Origin of the sequence: Halothermothrix orenii H 168, from assembly GCF_000020485.1 — a bacterium.
Classification (GTDB): domain Bacteria; phylum Bacillota; class Halanaerobiia; order Halanaerobiales; family Halothermotrichaceae; genus Halothermothrix; species Halothermothrix orenii.
In genome coordinates this window covers 1,586,699-1,612,403 of record NC_011899.1, presented here as the reverse complement: position 1 = coordinate 1,612,403, position 25,705 = coordinate 1,586,699, and the positions used below count along the sequence as shown (strand labels likewise).

Sequence of the window (25,705 nt, the reverse complement as noted above, 5' to 3'; positions counted from 1 at the left end):
TTGAAACTGGGGAAATTTATTTCAGTTTTGGGTAAATCTAATTATGTACCGTGTAATTATGGGCAATATAAAAATGTCAACTATATACAGGAAGCTCTGGTTAGAAAATATAAAGATAAAATAAGTGATGTAATAATCTTTGCAACTAAAGAGGCGATTAAAAGTAACTGGCTGGGGGAAGGCTCATTAAAAAATAAGTTTGATGGGTTGCAAGAACAAGGAATAGAATTTAATTATAAGATAAAAGAGATTCCTCTTGGAGCAAGTGAGGATGAAGTATGGGAAATATTTGATATTATTGTTGAAGAAATAAATGAAGGTGACTCCTTATATCTGGATATAACCCATGGTTTTAGATTTCAACCAATGTTAATTATGAGTATTATGAACTATGTAAAACTAATAAAAAATGTTACTGTTGAAAGTATTGAATATGGTATGTTTGAAATATTAGGAACACGTCAGGAAGTAGAAATAATACCAGTTGAAGAAAGAAATGCTCCTATTGTTGACCTTACTTTGCTTGATCAGTTAAATGACTGGGTAGTTGCAACTGATAGCTTTTTAACTACCGGAAGTGTTACTAAAATAGATGAGTTGACAAAAAATGAAATTGGTCAAGTACTGGCTTTAACAAAAGGGAGAAATGAATTTTTCCAAAATCTTAAATCACTTGTAAATAATTTAAAGGACTTTTATGATTGTGTTAACACTTCAAGAGGTAATAAACTTAACGAAACAATTATAAATATCCTCAAAAACTTAAAAGATTTAGACGAATTCAATCAGGTTAATGATTTAAAGAATAAAAGAATAAAACCATTTTTGCAAATAATAGATAAAATTTATGATAAATTTAAAGGTTTTAGTTCAAAAGATAAATCAGACATAGCAAACTATTTTATGGTATTAAATTGGTGTAATGAGAATAATTTTATTCAGCAAGGTTTAGTAATATTAAGGGAAAATATAATATCGTTTATTATTTTTAATATGGGATATGATTATACAATAAATGATTATCGATTTGATGTGAGTAAAGCCCTGTCATATCTGGATGGGAGAAAGAAAAGAGAAATATATAAAAATAAAGAATTTTATTTAAAAGTAAAAGAATTTATAAGTAACAATTACCCCTACTTACCTAAATTATTTTCTGAAGTCGGGGACACAAGAAATGATATTAGCCACTTTGGACTAACTAAATGTCCTATTTCAAATCCTAATAAATTTAAGGATAAATTAAAAGAATTCATTGAGCAAATAGAACCTCTCGTTTCAAATTTGTAAGTCATATAATTGATGCAATTTAGTTAATATATTAATTAATAGGTAATACATTTATGGCAGATTTATATTTAATATTTTCACATACATTAACCGAGAATCAAATAAAAGATGCAAAGGTTAATTTGAAAGTGCGAAAAATAATTGAATTACCTTCTAACCTTCAAAAATTATGGTCTAACATACCGTCCAATATTAAAAGTTTAAAAAACCACTTATATCCTATAAAGAGTTGGGTTAATAAAAATGTCAAACCAGGAGATTATATATTTGTATCAGTGGTAAAATTAGCATTTGAAATAGGGTGTAAATCAATAACGGGAAGAAAATATAATTTTTCAATATGTTAATGGAGGTAAGATATATGCAAGAATTAACTGATAAAAATTTTCAAAAAGAGATTAAAAATAACAAATATTCAATAGTTGTTTTTACTACAGAAGGCTGTGGTTCATGTTTGTTAGCAAAAAAATATGTCAAAGAGGTTGCCCAACAATTTGAGGAATTAAAACTCTTTGAGTGTCGTGTCGATAAAGCCCCACAATCTATAAAAAAATATAGTGTACAGGGAGCACCAACCGTAAAACTTTTTGTTAAGGGAGAATCAGTATATACTGGATTTGGAGTGAGGACACCTACAGATCTATATTATCAATTAGAATCTTTTATTCCTAAACCCAACTATTATGAGGAATTGTTTGGTGACAATTAAAACGAATAAATAAACTACTTGGTTTTATCGAAGATATGGTTGAGAATCTTTAGAAAAAGATAATTTATATATAAAACTCTCTTTGACCTGAATTAACAGGGGAAAGAGAGTTTTATTTTTAATGTACAGGAAATCTAAATTTTTTATGAAAATTTTAAAAAAATGAAGGAATTTTAAATTTTGTGTAGAATATATTTAATGGTACATACCAGTAGTATACCAATGGTATTATATATTTAACAAAATCACGTTACTTATAAAGACATCCTGGCTAAAAAGAGAGGTGGATTATGGAAAGTTCAAAAAAATATCGTATTACTTTATATTGCATTGTAACAGGCTTGTTTTGGTTTTCATTTTATAGTTATGTTCCGACCCTTTCCCCTTATATTGAGTCCCTCGGGGCTTCATATAAAATGATTGGTATTATTTTAGGTTCTTTTGGATTTACCCAGATGTTATTAAGAATACCACTGGGTATTATTTCAGATAAAATTAATAGGAGAAAAGTATTTGTAGTATTGGGGGTTTTTCTGGGATTTGCTAGTGCTTTAGGCATGTGGTTATTTAATGACCTGATTCTAATTCTTATTTTCAGGGCTATGTCGGGAGCAGCAGCTGCCACCTGGGTTACTTATGTAGTTCTTTTTTCCAGTTATTTTGATAGTAATGATACTCCAAAGGCGATGGGAATTATTAATGCTTTTTTAAGAGTGGGACAGGTTACAGCTATGCTTATAGGTGGACAAGCAGCCCAATATTACGGTCAAAAAGCTCCCTTTTTAGTAGCTGTAGTGGGTGGAATTATAGGGTTAGTGTTAAGTACAGGCGTAGTTGAAAAAAAGAATGATCACCATAAACAAGTTAGATTAAAATCTTTAATTCTTGTTATGAAAGAGGTAGAATTAATCAAAGTTTCTATATTGGCTATTTTGTTTCAAATAATTATTTTTGCGACAGTATTTGGATTTGTTCCAGTAGCGGCAAAAAAAATAGGTGCAACTAGTTTACAACTGGGGATGTTAACTACACTATCTACACTTCCAGCAATTTTTTCTTCAGCCCTTAGTGGTACTCTGGCAGAACGTTATGGGGAAAAGAAGACAATTATGTTTGGATTTTTGGTTATTGCTTTTTCCTGTATTACAGTTCCCTATATTAGCAGTGTTCTATTATTGTTTATTATCCAGATAATAGGTGGATTCGCCAGAGGGTTTGTTTTTTCACTACTAATGGGATTAAGTATTAAAAATATTGAAGAAGATAAGAGAGCAACAGCTATGGGTTTTTATCAGGCGGTTTATGGGATTGGCATGTTTTTGGGACCTATTATTGTGGGATTTCTCAGTGATATTGGTAGTTTAACTTTAGGTTTCTGGTTTACAGGAGTTATAGGTTTGTTTGCAGTAGTTCTTACAGGAATATTTTTAAATGCTTTTAAAACAGTTGAAATAGGTTTATAAAAAAACTAATAAGTATACCACTAAAAAATTTTAGAAAAAAAGAAGGATTTTAAAAAAATATATAGAATTAATGGTATATACCAACAATATACCAATGGTTTATTAAAGACACTTTGTTTTATGGGGGCGTTTGAAAATGGAATTGAATAGAAAGAGTGATAAACCGTTATATAAACAAATTGAAGATATCATTATAAATAAAATTAAGGACGGGATTTTAAAACCTGGTAAGGCTTTACCATCAGAAAGGGAACTAGGTAAAGAATTAGAAGTTAGCAGGTTAACTGTAAGAAAAGCAATTCAGGAGCTGGAACAAAAAGGTATTTTATATAAAATTCAGGGTAAGGGAACTTTTGTTAACGATAGGAAAAAAGCTGGAGAACATGGCAATAAAATTGGTGTTATATCACATTTGTATAAAGGTGTTTTCATGGAGATACTTGAAGGTATTGAAGAAGGTCTTGAGTCTGAAAGTTATGAATATCTACTTCGTAATTCCCAAAATGATTATAAAAAGGAAGAGAATATAATTCAAGCAATGAAAGAGGAGGGAGTAAGTGGTTTTATTATTAGTCCTGTAGAAGATCAGAAAGATAGTAATGTTATATTTAACTTGAAGGCAGAAGGTTATCCTATTGTATTAATAGATAGAAAACTTAATTATTGTGAAACAGACTGTGTTTTATCAGATAATATAGATGGTGGTTTTAAAGCAACTGAATATTTAATAAAACTTGGTCATAGTAGAATTGCGTTTTTAACCTACGAATTTAGAAAAACAAGTAGTGTTAGAGACAGGATTAAAGGATATAGGTATGCATTAAAGCTTAATCAGTTGGAATTAGATGAAAGGTTATTATTTTCTTATAATAAAGACCTTTCCAGAGAAGAAAAAAATAAGATATTATACAATTTCATTAAAGAAAATAAACCTACCGCCATTATAGGTGTTCATAATGATGTTGCCCTGGATGTGGTTAAAATGTGTAGGGCCAATAACATAAGTATTCCTGAAGATATTTCTATAATTTGTTTTGATAACACAGATATTGTTAGACATTTAGAGGTTCCCCTGACTACCCTTGTTCAGGATGCTAGAAAAATAGGTTATGATGCTGCCAAACTTATTGTCAAGAAAATTAATTCTCAAGAAGAAACAGGTATAATGAATCAAATATATCATCCAGTAAAATTGATTGAAAGAAATTCATGTAAAAGTATCCTTCAAAAAAATGAAAAATAAGAAATTAAAGTTTTATAATATAAATTATAATTTTATAAGTATTATCAATATTAAAAATTTTAAATAATATCAAACTGTTCAGGAAAACGGTTTGTATAAGCTTATAAGTGGTTTATAAAGGAGGTGCTAAGAAAGCCCCGGTTTAAAGAGTGTGGTTATAGGCAGTACAAATATATAGTTAAAAAGGAGGAAAAAAATGATTAACAAAAAACATTTATCAACTATTTTAGTGGCTATATTAGTATTAGGAGCTATCCTGTATGTTGGTCCTGTAACTATGGCATGGGGAAATAAAGATGATTCAGATGAAGATTTTGAATGGGTTACTGCAAATAGAATTGGTAATCCTGATGCAGAAATTGTCTTAACAGCTAATATACAGAGATTTGATACTTTAAAAACTCCCTTTGATACTAAAAAAGAATATATTAAAAAGGCAGCCACAGCCTGGGCTAAAGAACACCCTAATGTAAGAATTGATATTGAAGTTGCACCTGCCGGACAGACATCAATGACAATGTCTAAAATAATGACTCAAGCCATTTCTGGAAATGCACCTGATTTTGCCCATATTGATTCTTTCTGGATTGGAAGATTTATTGACCGGGGAATTTTACAGCCTTTAAATGATTATTTATCTCAAGAGACTATAGATGATTTCTATGGTTTTACAAAGAAAGTGACTATGAGAGACGGTAAAATGTATGCTATTTGGGCTCAAACAGATGCCAGGTTTTTATATTATAGAAAAGACTGGATAAAAAATCCTCCTAAAACATGGGATGAATTAATTGAAACAGCATTGGCAATGAAAGAAAAACACAACGTTCATGGTTATCTTGCCTGGTTGGGAACGTGGGAAGGTGCTGTTAATGGTAATGTATGGCCATATTTCTGGGCTCAAGGTGGAAGAATATTTGATGAATCTGGGAGACCAGTAATTGGTGAAGGTAAGAACAGAGAGGCTTTAATTAATACATTAGACTTTTTAAATAGACTGGTTGACACTGGAGCAGCTCCCAGAATGGTTGCTTCTATAACAAGTATTGATCCAATACTGGCTGAAGCTAAAGCAAACAGTGTAGCCATGGTAGCCAATGGAAACTGGTTTTATGATATGTTATTGGAGTCTGTTGATAATGCAGAAGAAAAATGGGATTTTGTTCCCTTGCCTCAAATGAAAGAATCCCAGAGAGCTAATAGTAATGGTGGATGGACTTATGCAGTCTTAACAGATGATCCAGTAAAACAGGAACTAGCAGTCAGCTATATTATGGCTGTTCTTGGAAGCAAGGAAGCTATGGGTGAAAGATGTAAGGTATACAATTATTTACCAACAAGAAAAAGTGTGTATAAAGAGTATCCTTATTTTGCAGATAATCCTGTCCAACAAAGATTTGCTAAGGAACTTAAGTATGGTCATGCTAGACCTTCTAATTCTTTATATGGTGAGGTATCAGATTTAGTTCAAAAAGAACTTGGACGAATTCTTACTGGTCAAACTACAGTAGAAAAAGCAGTTGATAAAATACAAAAAGTAGCTTTACAAGCTTGGAAAGAAAATAAAAGATAGTAGAAATATTTATAAATTGGGGAGGTATAAAATGCCTCCTCAATTTATACAAACATTTAATGAAATTATACAAGTAATGAAATCATACAGCTTTTTTTAATGAAAGGAGTAGTCGTTACATGCTCAAAAATGCCAAGCCTTTGGAAAAATGGTGGGTCTGGATACTACCTTTAATAGCAGTATTAACAGTATTTTTTCTTTATCCATTACTAGATGTATTGAAGCTTAGCTTTACAAATGCAGAAATTGGTAGAAATGAATATATATATACAATCAACAATTATATTTCTATATTTTCAAATGGTGAACTATGGAGTGTTATTAAAGTAACTTTTATTTTTGTTGGGGCATCAGTTGTCTTTCAATTATTATTGGGGTTAACCACTGCATTATTAATAAATAAAAATCTGCCTGGAGCTTCAATTGTAAAATTATCAATGATAAGTGCGTGGGTAGTCCCAGGAGTAGTAACAGGGATTATATGGCAGATAATTTACAGTAATAGTAGTTGGGGTATTCTTAATTATTTTATAGAGTTGTTAGGTTTTGAAAAAATCCCTTTTTTATATGTTCCAAGCTGGGCCCTGTTCTCAGCTACATTAGCAAATATTTGGCGTGGAACAGGTTTTAGTGGAATAATGCAGTATGCTGCACTGAGAGGAATTCCTGATCAGTTGTATGAGGCAGCAGCTATAGATGGGGCTTCTAAATGGAAACAATTCTGGCATATTACTTTACCCCAGTTAAAACCCATGTTAATGACAAATCTTATCTTAATAACAATTTATACTTTTAATACTTATGATTCTGTGTATGCCTTAACAAAAGGAGGACCTGGAAATAGTACTACGGTTATTTCTTTAAAAGCTTATAAACAGGTGTTTAGATATTTAGATCTAGGAAAAGGTTCAGCTTATGCAGTAATAATGTTACTTTTGTCTGCTGTTTTTACTCTAATATACTCCAAAATGCTCTATGAGAAGGAGTGATTAAAATGTGTAGATTTATAAAAATAAAAAGAACAGATTTTAGTATAGAAAATATATTAATCTGGGTTGCTTATATATTAGTTTCCCTGTTTTTTATGTTTCCTGTACTTTGGGTTATTTCATTGTCATTTAAAACTACAGCAGAAGTTTTTGCTTATCCACCAAATTTAATACCCAAAAATATTACAATTAATAACTTCATTGAAGTACTAAAAAATACATCTATGTTTCAGTATATACTTAACTCTTTTAAATTAGTGCTTTTTACTGTTGTAGGAACTTTATTAGTTGCTATTCCAGCAGGATATAGTTTTTCGCGCTTTACCTTTAAAAACAAAAATAAACTATTATTTGCAATATTAGTTTTTCAAATGGTTTCACCGATTATTATTGGAATTCCTCTTTACCGATATTATTCAAGTTTAGGATTATTAAATAGTTATTTCGGTTTAATTATGGCTTATATAGCTATTCAGGTTCCTTTTGCTACTTTTTTGTTAAAAGGTGGTTTTGATAATATTCCTCAAGAAATAGACGAAGCAGCTAAAATAGATGGGGCGACAAGGATACAGTTATTAACAAAGATTATAGTTCCTGTATCTCTACCTTCAATTGCTAGTGCAATAATATTTATAAGTATTAATTCCTGGGCTCAATTTTTATTACCGTATTTGTTATTAAATAAAGATAAATTTTATCCTGTTTCTGTAGGGATCTTAATGGCCCAAGGGACATTTCAACAGATAAGTACACATCTAATAGAAGCAGCAAGTGTATTATCCTTAATTCCTGCGATAATTTTGGTTCTATTTTTACAAAAATTCATTTTGAAAGCTTTAACTTCTGGAGCTGTTAAAGGGTAATTACAAGGGGGAGGATGCTATGGAGTTAGAGAAAAAAATTGAACATTATATAGAAAAATCTATTCGACCAAGAATTAGAGTCGATGGAGGAGATATAAAATATGAAGGTTATAAAAATGAAACTGTTATAATTGGTGCATATGCAGGATGTGCCACCTGTGTATGTTGTGATGACAGATTACCTCGTTGGTTAAAATCTAAATTAAAAAAAGATTTAGGAATAGAAGTTAATATAAATATAAAAAAGCATATCCCCTATTATAAAAAGATATAAAAAGTAAGAAAATTACTCTTAACAAACACTAACAGTGAAGCAAATATTGTCGGATTGTTAGGGGAGGATTGAAAATATGCCACATAAAAAAGTAAGAAGAGGAAGTATACCTATTGAAAATTGGATTAAAATCGTATTTAAACAAATTGATAAATATGTTATTAAAGATAGAAACCCTATTAAGGGATGGAAAATCAGGAATGCCCGTTATTATCCAGATGGTTATAAATGGGAAGATGAGGATTTTATCCCCATAAAAGAAGGTGAGTTGTGGGGTGGTCCTGATACTACCAGTATATTAACGTGTGATTTTAAAATACCAGAACATTATAGAGGAAAACCTGTCTACTTTTATATGTATACTGCAGGAGAAGTCCTTGTCAGCTAGGGTGGGATATATCTTAATGGTCTGGATCCTAATAGAAAATATTTTAAATTTGTGGAGAAAGCTGACCCGGATAGGATACATAAGATTAAGCTAGAAGCATATACTCGTTCAAGACCAGATGATGACAGAAATACTGATACCATTAACATTAAAGGCTGTTTACAATATTTTCGAACACCTGAACTAGTTTTAATAGATGAAAAAATGTTATCATTGTATTATGATTTGAAGGCTATTTATGATGCTGCTTATGCAGAATCTATGGATGAAAGTATAAAAAATTATCTTCAGTATCACTTACAACAGTTAATTAAAGAATTTCCTCTTTACGGCTGTAGCAGAGAAGAAATGGTTATGGCGATACCTAAAATAAAAGAATATATAAACAATAAGATTTATAAAGGACATGAACATTTTGGGAAAAACGGCAAGATTGCCCTGGTTGCCCATTCACACCTTGATGTTGCTTACCATTGGACGGCAAAACAGGCTATTCAAAAAAATGCCAGGACAACATTAATTCAATTGAGATTAATGGAAGAATATCCTGATTTTAAGTATGCTCACAGTCAAGCCTGGACTTATGAAAAACTTGAAAAATATTATCCAGAACTTTTTGCTCAGGTGAAAGAACGAATAAAAAGTGGTCAATGGGAAATTGTAGGTGGTATGTATATTGAACCTGATTGTAATTTAATTAGTGCTGAAAGTTTTGTTCGACAAATAGTCTATGGAAAATATTATTTTAAACAAAAATTTGGAATTGATGTTGATAACTGTTGGTTACCTGACGTTTTTGGTAATAGTCCAATTATGCCACAGATTTTAAAGTCTGGTGGACTTGAATATTTCGTTACCCATAAACTGTCTGTCTGGAATGATACCAATAAATTTCCTCATAATGTCTTCCTGTGGAAAGGTTTAGATGGTACAACGGTTAATGCCTGTATACCACCAATCCATTTTGTTACCTGGATGGATACTGAAGAGACAATAAATAACTGGAACCAATTTCAGGATAAAAATGTGTGTGATGAAACCTTACAATTATATGGTTATGGTGATGGTGGTAGTGGTGTTACAGATGAGATGCTACAGTTATATGAACGTCAACAGAAGTTGCCTGGTATTCCAGAACAAAGGTTGACTACAGCTAAAGAATATTTACATCGTATATTTAAAGACACGAAAGATTTTGCAGTATGGGATGGAGATTTATATCTCGAAATGCACCGGGGGACTTATACAAGTAAGGCAAAATTAAAGAAATACAACCGACAGGGAGAATTTCTTGCCCAGGAAGTTGAAACATTATGTACAGCTTGTGACATTTATACTGGTGATTTTAAGGTGCAGAACAAACTTAAAAATATATGGAAAAAACTGTTAGTTAACCAGTTTCATGATATTTTACCTGGTAGTCATACACAACCGGTTTATAAAGAAGCTATTGAGAATTATGAAGAAATGTTTACAGCTTTCAATAATTTAAAGGAAAAGGCCCTGAAAAAAATAACCAGTCCCGGGGATGAAATAGATTATGTTGCCTTTAATGCTTTCAGCGATGTTAGAAATAAAGTAGCCTATATTGATGCGAATAACTGGGATATTAAATATAATGCCCTGAAAGATGATGAGGGGAATATTTATCCAGTTCAGAAGCAAATAAAAGCTGATGGTAGTATTCAGTATGCAGTAAAAATTCCTGACATCCCTGGGTTTTCATTAAAACAATTTAAAGCAACAAGTACTGACAAAATATCTTCATCAATGAAAGTATCTCAGACAGAAATGGAAAATGACTACTATATCTTGAAATTAGAATCCTCAGGAAAGATAGTAAGCCTTTATGATAAAGTAAGAGAAAAATATGTTAATACTAGGAATGAAGTATTAAATAAATGGCAGATGTTTGAAGATAAACCCGGCGCCCTAAACGCATGGGATATTGTTGAAACTTATAAAAATCAGGAGATTAATCTTCCTGATTGGGAAAATATAACAGTTATAGAAGATGGTCCGGTAAGTATTGCGTTAAGAATGGAGAGGAAATTTAGTAATAGCAAAGCGGTGCAGGTCATCAGAATGTTTGATAATAAACCTCAGATTGATTTTGATACCTGGGTCGACTGGCAAGAAGAAGAAAAGTTATTAAAAGTAGCATTCCCTGTAAATGTAAGATCCAGGACTTATTCCACTGATACATCAGCAGGTGGATTTGAGAGAATGAATCATAAAAATACTGGCTGGGAACAGGGGCAATTTGAAGTTCCCTGTCATAAATGGGTAGACATATCTGAAGGTTTGTTTGGAGTCTCACTAATGAATGATTGTAAGTATGGATGTGATGTAGAAGATAATGTTATGAGGTTAACCCTTTTAAAAGCCCCCATTTATCCTGATAGAACTAGTGATAGAGAGGAACACACTTTCACATATTCTATTTTTACTCATGATGGTAATAGACAGACAGGTGGTCTTGAAGAGGCTGCCTATGATCTTAATTATCCTTTAATCCTGGAGCAGGAAAGACGGTTAAAGGTTAAAAAGCCTGTTTTAACAATTAATGTCAAGAGTTTAAAATGCCAGGCATTTAAATTAGCAGAAGATGGTTCGTCAGATATAATTTTAAGATTAGCTGAGGTTTATGGTTCTCATGGAAAAGCAAAAGTACATTTTAATTTTAATATTGAAGGCGTAAGTGTATGTAATATTCTAGAAGAAGAGCAAACATCATTGCAGGTTAATGATAACACAGTTACAATGGATTTTTCTCCTTACCAAATTATATCTTTAAGAGTTAAAAGGAAGTTGTAAGAGAATCTCTTTGGTCGGGGCAACCTGGCCAAAGAGATTTTTTGTTTATGAAATTATGTGAATGCAAAGCATGGATATTCAACCCTATAGAAAAGGATGGAAGTACAGATAAACTGAGACCATAGTGCTTATAGCCATTATTACTGTACTAATACACATAAATTAAAAAAATTCAGAAAAATAAAGGAAAAACAAAGAAATATATAAAAAATAGTAGAAAATCTTACAAGGAACAATTCATTGAGTCAAACTATAGAATCTATGTCGTCAATTGCTGGACCTTTTATTGGTGGTATTATGTATGCAATTATGGATATTAAAACATTTTTGTCTATAGCAATGGAGAGAGTAAAAGTTGTTAAGGAAATCTAAGAGTTAGATGATTATTATTCTGAGTAACTATATATTATAAATAAAATCCCGAATAAGAAATCCAATACATATAATAATATACCCTGTATTATAAAGGAGAAGGCTTATGGATAGTTATAGAACAGCAAGATTGATGCAGGAAGGTGTCACCTATCCTGTAATAGTTAGACCCCATAATCAAATCCTGGAAAACAGGATTAATAGAATAATCAGGGAAACTGCTGAAGAATTACTTCCCTCTGGGAGATATCGCACAATGAATATAATAACAGCAGCCAGTGAATATGAAACTACTGTAAATAAAAATGAAATTTTGAGTATACGTTTTGAAAACTATTATTACCCTGAAATGATGGCCAGTGGTATAACAGTGGTCAGGGCAGTTACGTTAAACCTGGTAACAGGGAGAAGATATAGATTAAAAGACCTGTTTATACCGGGTATAGATTACGAAGATTATCTAAACAGATTAATAGAGAGACAAATTGAGGAACGGGATATACCCTTGATTAATGACTTTCCCGGAATTACAGGCAATGAAGTCTTTTATCTTACAGAGGGAGAACTGGTAATAGTTTATCAGAGGTATGAATTGACACCGGGTTACTATGGAGTTTTGGAATTTGAAATTCCCTATGAAGAGTTACAGCCACTTATAGATGAAACTAGCCCAATATATATGATAGCTCAAAATAGTTAAATTTTAAGCCGGGGTTTTATTCCCCGGCATTTTATATTTTCAGTATTTGTAATATTACAAAAAGAGTTGTATAATAAAAGTGTAGAATATGGAATAATATCTATCCAAGAGTCCGTTTCTAGGCCATTAATTGCCTTTTATGGAATCTGAGCCACCAGACCATAAATACAGCTTCCATAAATATTTTTTTGGACATTTTGGATTTGCCCAGGGTTCTATCTTCGAAGATAATAGGTGTTTCCTTAATATTAAAACCTTTGAGATGAGCCCGATAGGTCATTTCAATTTGAAAAGAATACCCCTCTGATTTAACTGAATCAAGGTCTATAGCTTCCAGGACCTCACGCCTGAATCCCTTAAATCCTCCGGTCAGGTCATGGTAGGGGAGGTTTAAGATTAACCGGGCATAGAGACTGCCACCCCGGCTCATAATTTTTCTTATAAGTCCCCAGTCTTTTACTCCTCCACCTTCAACATAGCGGCTTCCAAGGACCAGATCATAGTTTTTTAGTTTCTCTAAAAAGTCAGGTATATAAACAGGGTTATGTGAAAAATCGGCATCCATTTCAAAGATGTATTGATAATTATGTTTCAATGCCCACTTAAACCCGGTTATATAGGCCGAGGCCAGTCCCAGCTTGCCCTCCCTTACCAGTAAATGAAGTCTTGTTTTATATTTCTGTTCTTTAAGTTCCTTTACTAATTCAGCGGTGCCATCAGGTGAGTTATCATCTACCACCAGAATATCTATATCTTCATTAATATTAAAGACTTCTCTTAAGAGGTCTTTAATGTTCTCCCTTTCATTATATGTCGGAATTATTATTAATGTTTTCATGGCTTCCTCCTTTTTATCTGGTCTATCTCCTTAAAAATTCTATCATTTTGTTAAATATTGTGTCAACTTATGACAGAAGAATGGGTATATATAGGTACTTATAAACCTCAATTGTTAAGAAATCAATTGTTGAATTTTTAATTATATATTAATAATGAAGAAATATAAACATATAAAAGGGAAACCACCTGTATTGGAGGTTTCCCTCTGTTTTTGATTTAATCTTCAGTCTGTAATTAATAATTGAAGGTCAATTATTAAAGTCCCCTTATTATTAAATTGACAAATAGTTTATTTTAACTATAACCTTTTTATTTTCTCCAGGATGGTATCGACTCCGTTGACAAAGTCGCTAAATTTTACATAACAATAGATATCGGGGTAGATGGAGTCGGGGTCAGCGTTATCTATAAGGGTAATATATTTGGTTGAATAATGGACTAGCATCCCTGTGTTGGGTAATTTAAAGGTCTTGACTTCACCATAATGATTGGGTTTACCACTGGTTGGCTCTCCTATCAGGGTTGCTTTAGTGTATTCTTTGAAGTGAATAGCATTTATAGTAGCCGCAGAAAAGGTCCTGTTACCGATAACTACATAGATATCTGTATCCAGGTTAAGGTTTTTTAACTGTCTGGCAAACCGTGACCCCTGGGGAGAGGAGCCGCCTCCGTTATGACGTAAATCAATGACAAGTTTTTTAATATCTTTTTCCTTCAGGATATTAATAATTTCAGCAGTAGTTTTTTTGAAGGAGGGGAGGTTTTTCCCATACCTGTAGTTAACCATTTTCCCATATTTTTCGTTTAATTCTTTACTTCAGCATTTATTATACTGGAAGTATAATATGTTACTGTCCGGGAGGTATTTATACCAAAAAAGTCTGTTAATATTCCTGTAAGCAATACTTTTTTTGTATTTTAGTTTGACCAGTTTTCTAACTTTAAGCTCATAAAAACTAATTTCCCTGAAGGTTACATACTTAATGCCTTCTCTGGTCTGAAAAATATATTTATTCTGCCCTTTAATAATACCACAGTATTTCAGGTACTGGGGCCTGTTTAATAAATCTTTTGTTTTATAGAGTAAAGCAGTTCTGTTTTCATTAACAATAACTCTATTAAGGCTTTCGATTACATCAGGAATACTTTTATCATTTATACAGAGAAGTTTGGCCCCCAGTAAATCTTTATATTCGGTAGTAGTCATGACAACCCGGTATTCATGTCCGACTTTGGCAAAAAAGATGGGGTAATAACTATTAAGAAACTTTCTGGAGTCAAACCCGGTGTGCTGATCACCAATCTGGTTAAAAACCTCCTGAAGTCGTAAAGCAACTTCAGCATCGGTCAATTCCGGTAAGTCGGCCTTTATATCATCAATCATGTCTTTAAACTCTTTTTCAGTGATATTAAAATAAAGATTCTTATGTACCTGGGGTAGTTTTTTTGTTAGATAATTTAAATCTTCTACCCATTCTTCCCGGGATACAGCCCCGGCTGTTATCTGGAATAATCCCATAAGTAAAATTAATATTAGAAAAACAGTCATTAATTTAATTCTTTTCATCTGATAATTCCTCCTCAGTTTTTATCCATACTTTATTTACTGTTAAATTACTTATTTAACGTAATTAAATTATATGTATGCTGATTCTATAATAGTATTTTCTAATAAAAATGTATAATAATTAAAATTAAAACCCGTCGGCCCAGTTTTGCATCCACAAAAATCCAATTATGAAAAATCTAGATTCCCATAACATTAATTTTAAATCAATCTTAACTCTGTGTCAACAAAAAAATGGTATAATATACAAATAGTAATCATCTGTTAATAAGCTGCTTGACAACATTTCAGCATCCGGGGTACATTGGGCCTAACAAACTATGTTTATTACTGGATAATTAAGAGGATATTTTAATTACTTTGTTGAAATTTGTTATAATAAGTATATAAATTAAGTATATACATATGTGATAATTCATGCATAACCAGATTGATATATGATAACTCTTACATAGCCAACTTGTAAGGATGGTAGCCACCTGTAATATTAAGATTGACTGTGAAGGTTATTAAATTAATTTATAAAAGTTTAAGAAAAAGTTATTCTAAGGAGATGGTATTATGAAAAAACGTGTTTTAATACCCTTATTATTATTTGTTTTCTCTGTTGCTTTTAGCGGGATTGTTGTCGGGACCAGTAATGAATCTTTTTTAACCCTCTGCAGTAACGGTACGGTAGAGGAAATCAGAGAGGCTATTGAAAATGGAGCTGATGTTAATTATGTAGATGAGGATGGCCTGGTAACTCCTCTGCTAATGGCTATATCGTCCAATGATAACCCGGAAGTCATTAAATTGCTTATAGATGAGGGGGCCGATGTCAATTATGCCAACCAGGAAGGGATTACTCCCCTGATGTTTGCTACCCGGTACCGGGATAGTGAAGTTATTGAGATGCTGGTGAATGCCGGTGCTGAGGTTAATTACACCAATAAACACGGGATGACAGCTTTCATGTTTGCTTTTAAATATAATGACTACCAGGTTGTAAAAACCCTGTTGAATCTGGGAGCCAGGGTTAATGTCACCAATAATAAAGGCTGGACTCCACTTTTATTGGCTGCCAGGTATTCAACAGGCCGGGTGGTTGAGCTTCTCCTGGAACATGGGGCTGATATTAACTATATTAATAAGGAAGAACTAACCCCCCTCAATGTTGCAGCTGCTTTTAATCCCGACCCGGAGGTTTTAAAAACCCTTATGGAGAATGGGGCCAAATATGAACAGGGACTTAATCCCCTGATGATGGCGGCAAAATATAATGATAATCCGGAGATAATTAAAGCTCTGGTTTCAAAAGGGGCTAAATTAAATATTGAAAATAATGAGGGATTGACACCTCTCATGATGGCATCTGCATATAATAAAGGTAGAGTTATTAAAACCCTGGTTGATCTGGGGGCTGAGGTAAACTATATTAATAAAAAGGGTTTTAACCCACTGGTGGCTGCCCTCATCGGCAAAAATGAAGCAGCTATTCCTGTTCTGGTAGATTGTGGAGTTAATATTAATTATGAAAATAAAGATGGGGTTACTCCACTACTGGTAGCCCTCGAAACCAGATGCAGGTCTGGTATCATAAAGACTTTAATAGAAAATGGAGCCCGGGTTAATTATGTTAATAAATATGGTTTTACTCCCCTTTTATATGCCCTTAAAAAAGGAAGCGGGTTTGAGGTTATTAGAACCCTTGTTGAGAATGGGGCTGATGTTAATTATAAAGCCCGGGACGGCTGGACTCCACTCCTTATTGCCCTGGCCAAGGATTTTGATATTGAAATAATGAGGTTATTGCTTGAGTATGGTGCTGAGGTTAACTACAAAAACCCTGATGGTATTACAGCCTTAATGGTTGGGGCCGCCTATACCAGGGATCCTGAAGTAATTGAATTATTGTTAGATTTTGGAGCCGACACTGCTATTAAAAATGATAATGGAAAGACAGCCTATGATTATGCCCTGTATAATAATCATCTTAAAGACTCCATGGTTTTACAACGGTTGAAACCCTAGATCTGGTCTAAGGTCAGGAATTTATCAATAAATCCTTGACAAGAATAAAAACATGTGCTAATATTATATTGCTCATGAAGTGAGGCCTTATTTTATTATTAAAAAGTGCGAAGGTGGCGGAACTGGCAGACGCGCTAGACTTAGGATCTAGTGGGCATATCCCGTGCGGGTTCGACTCCCGCCCTTCGCACCATCAGCAATTGATTATGTTACCCCGGTATTGGCTCTGGGCCAGATCGGGGTTAAATTTATATTTTATAGAGGATATATAATTGTTTCCAAGAATATAATAAAATATGTGTAAAGAAGTTAATTAATATGTGCAAAATGTGAAGAGAAGTTATTAATGTATAGTATGTAAATAATGTAAAATGCTAAAATGTTAAAAAGTATTTCATTTAACAGGGAAAATACATAAATAACATTATTATATTAGTAAGGGGGATTATAAACATGGAAGTAAAAAAAGAACAATTAGAGGGAAATAAGGTGGAATTAAAAGTTGAAATAGAGCCGGAGAGAGTTGATAAGGCTCTGGAACAGGCATACCGGAAGGTAGTTAAAAATGTTTCTATCCCGGGTTTCCGTAAAGGAAAAGTTCCTCGCAGGGTTTTAGAAGCAAGATATGGCAAGGAAGTTCTCCATCGTGATGCGTTTGATATCCTTGTCCCCCCTGCATACCAGGAGGCAGTTCAGGCAGCAGAGATTGAACCTATTGATAGACCAGAGATTACTGATTTTTATATTGAGGAAAATAAACCGGCTACCTTCAGTGCTGTAGTTGAGGTTAAACCTGAGGTTGAGCTCGGTGAATACAAAGGTCTCGGAATAGAAAAAGATGAAGTAGAAGTTACCGAAGAGGATATTGAGGCTCAGCTGAAGAGCCTTCAGGAACAACATAGCCAGCTTAAAAGTACCGACAAAGAAGTTGTAGAAGAGGGAGATTTTGTTGTTATTGACTTTGTGGGAACTATAGATGGTGAAGAGTTCCAGGGTGGTAGTGCCGAAGAGTATAACCTGGAGGTAGGTTCCGGTACTTTTATTCCCGGTTTTGAAGAACAGCTTGTCGGGAAAAAGGTAGGAGAGGAAACCGAGGTTGAGGTTACCTTCCCTGAGGATTATCAGGCTGAGGATTTAGCCGGGAAGGATGCCGTCTTTAAAGTTGATATAAAGGAGATCAAGGTTAAAGAGACTCCCGAACTGGATGATGAATTTGCTAAAGAGGCCAGTGAGTTTGATACTCTTGAAGAATTAAAAGATGATATTAAAGAGAGACTAACCAGCCAAAAAGAAGACAGGGCCCGGCGAAAACTGGAAGATGAGATTGTTGACAGGGTCACTGAAAATGCTGAAGTAGATGTTCCTGAAACCCTGGTTAATAATGAACTGGATATGATGTACCAGAATTTAGCCTATAGTATTTCTTCATATGGCATGAAGGTAGAAGACTACCTGAAGTCCATGGGTCTTGATGAAGAATCATGGCGTGAAGAAAATAGAGAAGAGGCTGAAAAGCGGGCTAAATCTAATCTGGTCCTGGAAGCAATCGGGAAAAAAGAAGGAATTGAAGTTACTGATGAAGAAATAGACAATAAGATCGAGGAAATAGCTAAAGATGGTGAACAGAAACCTGAACAGATAAAAGCCTACCTGCAGCTTCAGGGACAGCTTGAAGGTTTGAAGCATACTATATTCGTTAGAAAAGTCATAGATTTCCTGGTGGAACACAACCAGAATGACTAGAATAGAGTAGGTTTAAATTATTTATAATCGGGAATAATGAAATTAAGAGGAGGGATTTTACTATGAGTTTGATACCTGTTGTTGTTGAACAGACTAACAGGGGAGAGAGATCCTATGACATCTATTCCCGCCTGTTAAAAGATAGGATAGTTTTTCTGGGCCATCCTATTAATGATGAGCTTTCTAATTTAATTATTGCCCAGTTATTATTCCTGGAAGCAGAAGACCCGGATAAAGATATTCATTTGTATATAAATAGTCCAGGTGGTTCTGTTACCGCTGCTTTAGCAATGTATGATACCATTCAGTATATAAAACCCGATGTAGCCACAATATGTATGGGTCAAGCCGCCAGTGCCGGTGCCCTGCTGCTGGCTTCTGGAACCAAAGGTAAGCGTTATGCCCTGCCCAATGCCAGGGTTATGATTCATCAGCCGGCCGGTGGTGTTCAGGGTAAGGCTACTGAGGCTGAAATTCACATTAAAGAGCTTTTAAGGTTAAGAGAAAGACTCAATGAAATTTTAAGCAAGCACACCGGGAAGAGTGTTGAACAGATCAGTAAAGATGTTGAGCAGGATTATTTTATGACAGCAGAAGAGGCCCTTGAATATGGTATTATTGATGAGGTAATTACCAAGAACGAATTAAAAGATAAGTAACTCTTTCAAGAGGTGATATAATGTTTAAATTTGGAGATGAAAAGGGTCAGTTGAAATGTTCCTTCTGCGGGAAATCCCAGGAACAGGTCCGTAAACTGGTAGCTGGCCCCGGGGTATATATATGTGATGAGTGTATTGAACTCTGTAATGAAATAATAGAAGAGGAATTAAACGATGATGTGGAGTTCAATCTTAATAATATACCTAAACCCCGTGAAATAAAGAAAATCCTTGACCAGTATGTAGTCGGTCAGGAACGGGCCAAAAAATCACTGTCAGTGGCTGTCTATAACCATTACAAGAGAGTAAATTCTGATATGAAAATAGATGATGTTGAGTTGCAGAAGAGTAATATTTTGATGGTAGGCCCGACCGGATGTGGAAAGACACTGTTAGCCCAGACACTGGCCAGAATACTGGATGTACCCTTTGCTATTACCGATGCCACCTCTTTAACCGAAGCAGGATATGTTGGTGAGGATGTAGAAAATATTCTGCTGAAATTAATTCAGGCTGCTGATTATGATATCGAAAAAGCAGAACGGGGTATTATCTATATCGATGAAATAGACAAAATAGCCCGGAAATCCGAAAATCCGTCTATTACCAGGGATGTTTCCGGAGAAGGTGTTCAGCAGGCCCTCCTGAAAATTCTGGAAGGAACAGTTGCCAGTGTACCGCCCCAGGGAGGGAGAAAACATCCACACCAGGAGTTTATCCAGATAGATACTACCAATATTCTGTTTATAGCCGGTGGTGCTTTTGATGGCCTGGATAAGATAATTAAATCCAGGATTGATAATAAAGTGATGGGTTTCGGGGCAGACATTAAGAGCAAGACTGAAGAAAATGTCGGGGAAACCCTGAAATATATCCTGCCTGAAGATTTACTGCGCTACGGGTTAATTCCTGAATTTATCGGTAGGTTGCCGGTAATTGTTACTCTGAATGAACTGGTTGAAGAAGACCTGGTTAAGATTTTGACCGAGCCCCGTAACGCGCTGGTTAAACAGTACAAGAAGTTCTTTGAAATGGATAATGTAGAGCTTGAGTTTACTCCAGAGGCCTTAACGGCAATTGCCCAGAAGGCCCTTGAAAGAAATACTGGAGCCCGTGGTTTGAGGGCTGTTGTTGAAGAAGCTATCCTTGATATAATGTATGACCTTCCTTCAGAACCCGGTATTGCTAAATGTGTTATTACACCTGAAGTAATTAAAAACCACAAAAACCCTGAATTAATCAGGGTTAAGGATAAAGAAGAGACCGCTTAAGAAAAAAACTTGCCCCCTGAGGATAAAAATGCCAGATAAGGATATACTATTTTTTGAAGTTTAAGTGAAAAGGGGGCAAAGTTGGTGGATCAAAATCTCTTAAATGTTTTTACGATTATTCAGTTTTTCTTTGCGGTGGTTATCGGTCTCTACTTCTGGAATATGCTTCGTAACCAGCAGGGTACTAAACGTGCTGTGGTTAAGGAATCAAGAAAGGAATTAAATAAATTGAGGGAGATGAGAAGGATATCCCTCACTGAACCCCTGGCCGAAAAAACAAGGCCAACCGGGTTTGAGGACATAATAGGACAAAAAGAGGGGATTGAGGCCCTGAAAGCAGCACTGTGTGGGCCCAATCCCCAGCATGTTATATTATATGGACCGCCAGGTGTCGGTAAAACCGCAGCAGCCAGGCTGGTCCTGGAAACGGCCAAACGAAATCCCCTGTCACCCTTCAAACGTGATGCTAAATTTATTGAAATAGACGGGACTACGGCCCGTTTTGATGAAAGAAGTATTGCCGATCCCCTGATAGGTTCGGTCCATGACCCGATTTATCAGGGAGCGGGTCCCATGGGGATGGCCGGTATACCCCAGCCGAAACCGGGGGCAGTTACCAAGGCCCACGGAGGAGTTCTTTTTATAGATGAAATCGGGGAACTACATCCCATTCAGATGAACAAGCTTTTAAAGGTACTTGAAGATAGAAAGGTTTTTCTTGATAGTGCCTATTATAGTGAAGAGGATACCAATATACCTCAGTATATCCATGATATCTTTCAAAACGGTCTTCCGGCTGATTTCAGGTTGATTGGTGCGACAACAAGACAGCCTGATGAAATTCCGCCGGCTATCAGGTCCAGGTGTCTTGAGATCTTCTTCAGGGAACTGAGTACAGACGAAATAAGGAAGATTGCAGTGCGGGCTGTTAAAAAGATCAGGTTTAAAATTGAGGATAAGGCCCTTGACCTTATTGAGAAATATGCCAAGAACGGGCGGGAAACGGTCAATATGGTTCAGCTGGCCGGTGGTATTGCTATTGCCGGGCACCGTCAGGAAATAAAGGCTCATGATATTGAAAAGGTTTTAAATAACGGCCAGTATTCTCCCCGACTTATTAAAAAGATTCATGGCTTTCCCCAGATAGGCGTTGTAAACGGCCTGGCCGTAAGGGGTCCCAATATCGGGATGTTACTGGAGATTGAGGTTGCCGCCATAAAAAAAAGGTCTTCTCCGGGTCAGATTAAGATAACAGGTGTTATTGAGGAAGAGGAGATAGGGTCAATGGGGCATACGGTCCGCCGGAAAAGTATGGCCCGGGAGTCTGCCGAAAATGCCCTGACCGTGTTACGCCGGATGATGCCGGTTGATCCCCATAATTATGATATCCATGTTAATTTCCCGGGAGGGATTCCGGTCGATGGCCCTTCAGCCGGGGTTGCCATGTCGGTGGCCATTTATTCAGCTATAACCAAAAAACCAGTTGATAACCATATTGCCATGACCGGTGAGGTTTCAATCAGGGGTCTTGTTAAACCAGTTGGTGGAATCGCTGCCAAAATTGAGGCTGCCAGCAAAGCTGGAGCCAGAAAAGTGTTAATACCCAGGGAAAACTGGCAGAACCTCTTTGAACTCAGGGATGATATTGAAATTATTCCGATAGAGACCCTGGAAGAGGCTATTGAGAAATCGGTGGCTATAAAAGAAGATGAGAAAATAAAATTAATTAAAGCAGATAGTTTAATGACTGTTCCCCAATAAATTTAACGAGCAGCATTGAATGTAACAGAGCGACAGGGGAAGGCTATCTGGAACTCTACATATAAATAGGCCCGGTAAAACTACAGGTTTGTCGCCTGTAGTTTTTTTGGGATTTATACAGGGGTTATAAAAAAATAATAATGTAATATAAATGAAGGAGACAGGGGCTTTTAGGAGAATTTACTTATAAGGGGTGAAATATATGGATCAGGAAATGGTTACAAAAGAAACAGAAAAATACATAGAGCTACCTCTACTGGCCTCACGTGGGGTTGTTGTTTTTCCCCATATGGTTATCCCGTTACTGGTTGGGCGGGAGAAGTCCATTGAGGCCCTGGAGAAAGCCATGGTTAAAGATAAAGAGATTATTATTTTAAGTCAGAAGGATGAAAAGATTGAAGATCCGGATCCCGAAGATTTATATACCATCGGGACTATTGCCGAGGTAAAACAGCTGGTTAAACTCCCCAATGGAATGTTAAAGGTTGTCGTCGAGGGGATAAAGAGGGCCAGGATTATAGATTTCATTGAAATAGATGAATATTTTGAAGTTCGGGCTGAAATCCTGGATCAGACGGTGCCTGAAGTGGATTTAGAAATGAAAGCTCTGATGAAGGCGGTTTTAAATAAATTTCAGGAATATATTAAATATAACCGGAATTTACCGTCAGAAACAATTATGACAGTTACCAATATAGAAGAGCCGGCCCGTTTCAGTGATACTATTGCCTCTCATCTGGAGTTGAAATTCAGGCAGGAACAGGACCTGCTTGAGGCTATATCTATAAAAGAGAGGTTAAACAAGCTTCTGGAGATTATTAAAGATGAGATAGAAATTTTAAAAGTTGAACAAAAGATTCAGAAAAAAGTAAGGAAACAGGTTGAAAAGACCCAGAAGGAATACTATCTACGGGAACAGCTTAAAGCCATTAAAGAAGAGCTGGATGAGGATGAAGAAGATGATGAGATTGAAGAATATAGAAATAAGGCAGAAGAGCTGGACTTACCTGAAAAAATCAGGGAGAAAGTCGATAAAGAGATTGAGAAATTAAAAAAGACTCCCTCCATGTCTCCTGAAGCTACTGTTATCAGGAATTATCTTGATTGTGTCCTCGATCTTCCCTGGAATAAAGTCCGGGAAGAGAAGATTGACCTTGATGAGGCTAAAAATGTCCTCGATAGTGAGCATTATGGTCTTGAAGATGTTAAAGAAAGGATACTGGAATACCTGGCTGTCCGGAAGCTTGCCCCCCAGAAAAAAAGCCCTATTCTATGTTTAATCGGGGCTCCCGGGGTAGGTAAAACATCCCTGGGCCGTTCTATAGCCAGAGCTCTGGGCCGTGATTTTGTCAGGTTGTCCCTTGGTGGTGTCAGGGATGAAGCTGAAATCAGGGGTCACCGCCGCACCTATATTGGTTCCCGTCCCGGACGAATTATCAATGCTATGAGAGAAGCGGGTAGCAAAAACCCCGTTTTTCTACTGGATGAAGTTGATAAAATGTCCTCAGACTTCAGGGGTGATCCGGCTGCTGCCTTACTGGAGGTTTTAGACCCAGAGCAGAATAATGAATTTACAGACCATTATCTGGAATTACCTTTTGATCTATCAAAGGTATTGTTTGTGACGACTGCCAATGTTGCTTATCCGATTCCGGCTCCATTACTGGACCGGATGGAAGTTATAGAGCTCCCCGGTTATACCGAGGATGAAAAAGTTGAAATTGCCTTAAGGCACCTGATTCCCAGAATATTAAATGAACATGGGTTAACTGAAGATGAGATACATTTTTCTTCTAATTCTATTTACCGGATTATCAGGGAGTATACCCGTGAGGCCGGGGTTAGAAATCTGGAACGGAAGCTGGCCGCTATCACCAGAAAGGTCAGTAAAGAGATCGTGGAGGGGCGCGGCCGTCAGGCCCGGGTGACCACCCAGAGTATTGAAAAATATCTCGGGGTTCCAAAATTTAAATATGAAAAAGCCCAGAAAAAGGACAGGGTCGGTGTAGCCACAGGGATGGCCTATACCCAGACCGGAGGAGATATCCTGGATATCGAAGTGGCAGTGGTCCCCGGTAAGGGGAAATTAACCTTAACCGGTTCCCTCGGTGATGTTATGAAAGAGTCAGCCAGGGCAGCGTTAAGCTATATACGTTCCAAGCAGGAAGAGCTGGGTCTGTCTGATAACTTTCATGAAGAGTATGACCTCCATGTCCACGTACCCAAGGGAGCAACCCCGAAGGATGGACCCTCAGCCGGAATAACTATTGCCTCGGCTATAGCGTCTGCCCTGACCGGGCAACCTGTCAAGGGGAAATATGCCATGACCGGTGAAGTTACCTTAAGGGGCCGGGTCCTTCCGGTAGGTGGAATTAAGACTAAGATTATGGCAGCAAGACGGGCCGGACTTAAAGATATAATTATGCCGGAAGAGAATAAAAAGGATTTTGAGGAAATACCGGTCAAAATAAAGAAAGATATCAGGGTTAATTTTGTTAACCATATGGATCAGGTCCTTGATCTCATACTGGGTGGTGATGAAGATGAAAATTAAAAATCCTAGGTTTGTTATCAGTGCCTATGATTTTGATGATTTTCCAACCCATAACTGGCCTGAATTTGCCTTTTCCGGACGTTCCAATGTCGGAAAGTCTTCCCTTATAAATACCCTTGTAAACAGACGCAAACTGGCCCGTACCAGTTCCCGGCCCGGGCGGACCCAGAGTATTAACTTCTTCAACATTGATGACCGTTTTTATCTGGTAGACCTGCCGGGGTATGGTTTTGCCAATGTTCCCCGTAAGGTAAAAGAAGAGTGGGGCAGGCTTATTGAGGGTTACCTCAATAACCGCCCCAACCTGGCCGGAATTGTCCAGATAGTTGATGCCCGCCATAAACCAACCCGGGATGACCTGATGATGGTTGACTGGATAAAGGCCAGTGGTATCCCTTGTCTTATTGCTGCCACCAAGGTTGATAAAATATCAAGGGGTTCCCGCAAAAAACAGGAGGAACTTATTAAAAAGACCCTGGTACTGGAGGACTTTGACGGTCAGTTTACCTTTTTTTCAGCTAAAACGGGGGAAGGAAAAAAGCAGGTTGGGAAATTTATACTGGACCTGGTTGATAGTTTTAAAGGTTAACCCTGGGTTTAGTAGTCAGGGGGATTG

At 35.9% G+C, this 25,705-nt stretch carries 23 protein-coding genes and 1 tRNA gene; 21 read left to right on the top strand and 3 right to left on the bottom strand.

Annotated features, from left to right (window positions below; all coding sequences use genetic code 11):
- From csx2 to HORE_RS07805, 13 genes are all read left to right on the top strand, one after another.
- Positions 1-1,290 carry a TIGR02221 family CRISPR-associated protein gene (csx2, locus tag HORE_RS07860; RefSeq protein WP_012636442.1) on the top strand — a complete coding sequence of 430 codons (1,290 nt, stop codon included), beginning with the start codon at positions 1-3 and terminating at the stop codon, positions 1,288-1,290.
- Between the two features lie 53 nt (positions 1,291-1,343).
- Positions 1,344-1,637 (top strand): CRISPR-associated protein Csx20, encoded by a 294-nt coding sequence (gene csx20, locus HORE_RS12970; protein WP_012636441.1) that lies wholly within the window; start codon positions 1,344-1,346, stop codon positions 1,635-1,637.
- Positions 1,638-1,651: 14 nt separating this feature from the next.
- On the top strand, positions 1,652-1,999 hold the full coding sequence (locus HORE_RS07850) for a thioredoxin family protein (RefSeq protein ID WP_012636440.1): 348 nt from the start codon (positions 1,652-1,654) through the stop codon (positions 1,997-1,999).
- A gap of 290 nt (positions 2,000-2,289) precedes the next feature.
- Entirely contained in the window at positions 2,290-3,462 is a 1,173-nt protein-coding gene (locus tag HORE_RS07845; protein WP_012636439.1) for an MFS transporter, read from the top strand.
- A gap of 136 nt (positions 3,463-3,598) precedes the next feature.
- Positions 3,599-4,705, top strand: coding sequence for a GntR family transcriptional regulator (locus HORE_RS07840; RefSeq protein WP_012636438.1), 1,107 nt, complete (start codon positions 3,599-3,601; stop codon positions 4,703-4,705).
- Between the two features lie 196 nt (positions 4,706-4,901).
- Positions 4,902-6,278, top strand: a complete 1,377-nt coding sequence (locus HORE_RS07835) for an ABC transporter substrate-binding protein (RefSeq protein ID WP_012636437.1) — start codon at positions 4,902-4,904, stop codon at positions 6,276-6,278.
- A gap of 119 nt (positions 6,279-6,397) precedes the next feature.
- A complete protein-coding gene (locus HORE_RS07830; protein ID WP_012636436.1) occupies positions 6,398-7,267 on the top strand; it encodes a carbohydrate ABC transporter permease in 870 nt (289 codons plus the stop codon).
- 5 nt (positions 7,268-7,272) lie between these two features.
- Positions 7,273-8,130 carry a carbohydrate ABC transporter permease gene (locus HORE_RS07825; protein WP_012636435.1) on the top strand — a complete coding sequence of 286 codons (858 nt, stop codon included), beginning with the start codon at positions 7,273-7,275 and terminating at the stop codon, positions 8,128-8,130.
- Positions 8,131-8,149: 19 nt separating this feature from the next.
- Entirely contained in the window at positions 8,150-8,404 is a 255-nt protein-coding gene (locus HORE_RS07820) for a NifU family protein (RefSeq protein WP_012636434.1), read from the top strand.
- Positions 8,405-8,480: 76 nt separating this feature from the next.
- Positions 8,481-8,792 (top strand): hypothetical protein, encoded by a 312-nt coding sequence (locus HORE_RS07815; protein ID WP_041605982.1) that lies wholly within the window; start codon positions 8,481-8,483, stop codon positions 8,790-8,792.
- A gap of 51 nt (positions 8,793-8,843) precedes the next feature.
- Positions 8,844-11,609, top strand: a complete 2,766-nt coding sequence (locus HORE_RS07810) for an alpha-mannosidase (RefSeq protein WP_041605980.1) — start codon at positions 8,844-8,846, stop codon at positions 11,607-11,609.
- A 240-nt stretch (positions 11,610-11,849) separates the two neighbouring features.
- On the top strand, positions 11,850-11,981 hold the full coding sequence (locus HORE_RS13195) for a hypothetical protein (protein ID WP_264357611.1): 132 nt from the start codon (positions 11,850-11,852) through the stop codon (positions 11,979-11,981).
- Positions 11,982-12,087: 106 nt separating this feature from the next.
- Entirely contained in the window at positions 12,088-12,681 is a 594-nt protein-coding gene (locus HORE_RS07805) for a DUF3298 and DUF4163 domain-containing protein (protein WP_012636432.1), read from the top strand.
- Positions 12,682-12,799: 118 nt separating this feature from the next.
- On the opposite strand, the gene HORE_RS07800 is transcribed toward HORE_RS07805, so the two are convergent.
- From HORE_RS07800 to HORE_RS07790, 3 genes are all read right to left on the bottom strand, one after another.
- A complete protein-coding gene (locus HORE_RS07800) occupies positions 12,800-13,519 on the bottom strand; it encodes a polyprenol monophosphomannose synthase (RefSeq protein ID WP_012636431.1) in 720 nt (239 codons plus the stop codon).
- 300 nt (positions 13,520-13,819) lie between these two features.
- The gene (locus HORE_RS07795; RefSeq protein ID WP_012636430.1) at positions 13,820-14,308 is read right to left on the bottom strand and encodes a S41 family peptidase; all 489 of its coding nucleotides are present in this window, start codon (positions 14,306-14,308) and stop codon (positions 13,820-13,822) included.
- Positions 14,309-14,338: 30 nt separating this feature from the next.
- Positions 14,339-15,088 (bottom strand): hypothetical protein, encoded by a 750-nt coding sequence (locus HORE_RS07790; RefSeq protein ID WP_012636429.1) that lies wholly within the window; start codon positions 15,086-15,088, stop codon positions 14,339-14,341.
- 561 nt (positions 15,089-15,649) lie between these two features.
- Here HORE_RS07790 and HORE_RS07785 point away from each other — a divergent pair.
- From HORE_RS07785 to yihA, 8 genes are all read left to right on the top strand, one after another.
- A complete protein-coding gene (locus tag HORE_RS07785; RefSeq protein ID WP_012636428.1) occupies positions 15,650-17,101 on the top strand; it encodes an ankyrin repeat domain-containing protein in 1,452 nt (483 codons plus the stop codon).
- Positions 17,102-17,208: 107 nt separating this feature from the next.
- Positions 17,209-17,294: transfer RNA gene (locus HORE_RS07780), tRNA-Leu, on the top strand.
- Between the two features lie 260 nt (positions 17,295-17,554).
- Positions 17,555-18,844, top strand: a complete 1,290-nt coding sequence (gene tig, locus HORE_RS07775; protein WP_012636427.1) for a trigger factor — start codon at positions 17,555-17,557, stop codon at positions 18,842-18,844.
- A 62-nt stretch (positions 18,845-18,906) separates the two neighbouring features.
- Positions 18,907-19,503 carry an ATP-dependent Clp endopeptidase proteolytic subunit ClpP gene (gene clpP / locus HORE_RS07770; RefSeq protein WP_012636426.1) on the top strand — a complete coding sequence of 199 codons (597 nt, stop codon included), beginning with the start codon at positions 18,907-18,909 and terminating at the stop codon, positions 19,501-19,503.
- A gap of 20 nt (positions 19,504-19,523) precedes the next feature.
- Complete coding sequence (clpX, locus tag HORE_RS07765) at positions 19,524-20,774, top strand: ATP-dependent Clp protease ATP-binding subunit ClpX (RefSeq protein WP_012636425.1); 1,251 nt, start codon at positions 19,524-19,526, stop codon at positions 20,772-20,774.
- Between the two features lie 84 nt (positions 20,775-20,858).
- Positions 20,859-22,535: an ATP-dependent protease LonB gene (gene lonB, locus HORE_RS07760; protein WP_012636424.1), complete on the top strand. Its 1,677-nt coding sequence runs from the start codon at positions 20,859-20,861 to the stop codon at positions 22,533-22,535.
- A 202-nt stretch (positions 22,536-22,737) separates the two neighbouring features.
- Positions 22,738-25,089: an endopeptidase La gene (gene lon, locus HORE_RS07755; protein WP_012636423.1), complete on the top strand. Its 2,352-nt coding sequence runs from the start codon at positions 22,738-22,740 to the stop codon at positions 25,087-25,089.
- Positions 25,079-25,678, top strand: coding sequence for a ribosome biogenesis GTP-binding protein YihA/YsxC (gene yihA, locus HORE_RS07750; protein ID WP_012636422.1), 600 nt, complete (start codon positions 25,079-25,081; stop codon positions 25,676-25,678). The genes lon and yihA overlap by 11 nt, the downstream gene beginning before the upstream one ends.
- Positions 25,679-25,705: the final 27 nt, after the last annotated feature.

Coding starts and splice junctions, on each gene's coding strand:
- HORE_RS07845 (WP_012636439.1), top strand. CDS start 2,290: ATGGAAAGTTCAAAAAAATATCGTATTACTTTATATTGCATTGTAACA.
- HORE_RS07795 (WP_012636430.1), bottom strand. CDS start 14,308: ATGGTTAACTACAGGTATGGGAAAAACCTCCCCTCCTTCAAAAAAACT.
- HORE_RS07825 (WP_012636435.1), top strand. CDS start 7,273: ATGTGTAGATTTATAAAAATAAAAAGAACAGATTTTAGTATAGAAAAT.
- csx20 (WP_012636441.1), top strand. CDS start 1,344: ATGGCAGATTTATATTTAATATTTTCACATACATTAACCGAGAATCAA.
- HORE_RS07850 (WP_012636440.1), top strand. CDS start 1,652: ATGCAAGAATTAACTGATAAAAATTTTCAAAAAGAGATTAAAAATAAC.
- HORE_RS07790 (WP_012636429.1), bottom strand. CDS start 15,088: ATGAAAAGAATTAAATTAATGACTGTTTTTCTAATATTAATTTTACTT.
- HORE_RS07805 (WP_012636432.1), top strand. CDS start 12,088: ATGGATAGTTATAGAACAGCAAGATTGATGCAGGAAGGTGTCACCTAT.
- HORE_RS07820 (WP_012636434.1), top strand. CDS start 8,150: ATGGAGTTAGAGAAAAAAATTGAACATTATATAGAAAAATCTATTCGA.
- HORE_RS07815 (WP_041605982.1), top strand. CDS start 8,481: ATGCCACATAAAAAAGTAAGAAGAGGAAGTATACCTATTGAAAATTGG.
- HORE_RS07800 (WP_012636431.1), bottom strand. CDS start 13,519: ATGAAAACATTAATAATAATTCCGACATATAATGAAAGGGAGAACATT.
- lon (WP_012636423.1), top strand. CDS start 22,738: ATGGATCAGGAAATGGTTACAAAAGAAACAGAAAAATACATAGAGCTA.
- tig (WP_012636427.1), top strand. CDS start 17,555: ATGGAAGTAAAAAAAGAACAATTAGAGGGAAATAAGGTGGAATTAAAA.
- yihA (WP_012636422.1), top strand. CDS start 25,079: ATGAAAATTAAAAATCCTAGGTTTGTTATCAGTGCCTATGATTTTGAT.
- HORE_RS07785 (WP_012636428.1), top strand. CDS start 15,650: ATGAAAAAACGTGTTTTAATACCCTTATTATTATTTGTTTTCTCTGTT.
- HORE_RS07840 (WP_012636438.1), top strand. CDS start 3,599: ATGGAATTGAATAGAAAGAGTGATAAACCGTTATATAAACAAATTGAA.
- clpX (WP_012636425.1), top strand. CDS start 19,524: ATGTTTAAATTTGGAGATGAAAAGGGTCAGTTGAAATGTTCCTTCTGC.
- HORE_RS07830 (WP_012636436.1), top strand. CDS start 6,398: ATGCTCAAAAATGCCAAGCCTTTGGAAAAATGGTGGGTCTGGATACTA.
- clpP (WP_012636426.1), top strand. CDS start 18,907: ATGAGTTTGATACCTGTTGTTGTTGAACAGACTAACAGGGGAGAGAGA.
- HORE_RS07835 (WP_012636437.1), top strand. CDS start 4,902: ATGATTAACAAAAAACATTTATCAACTATTTTAGTGGCTATATTAGTA.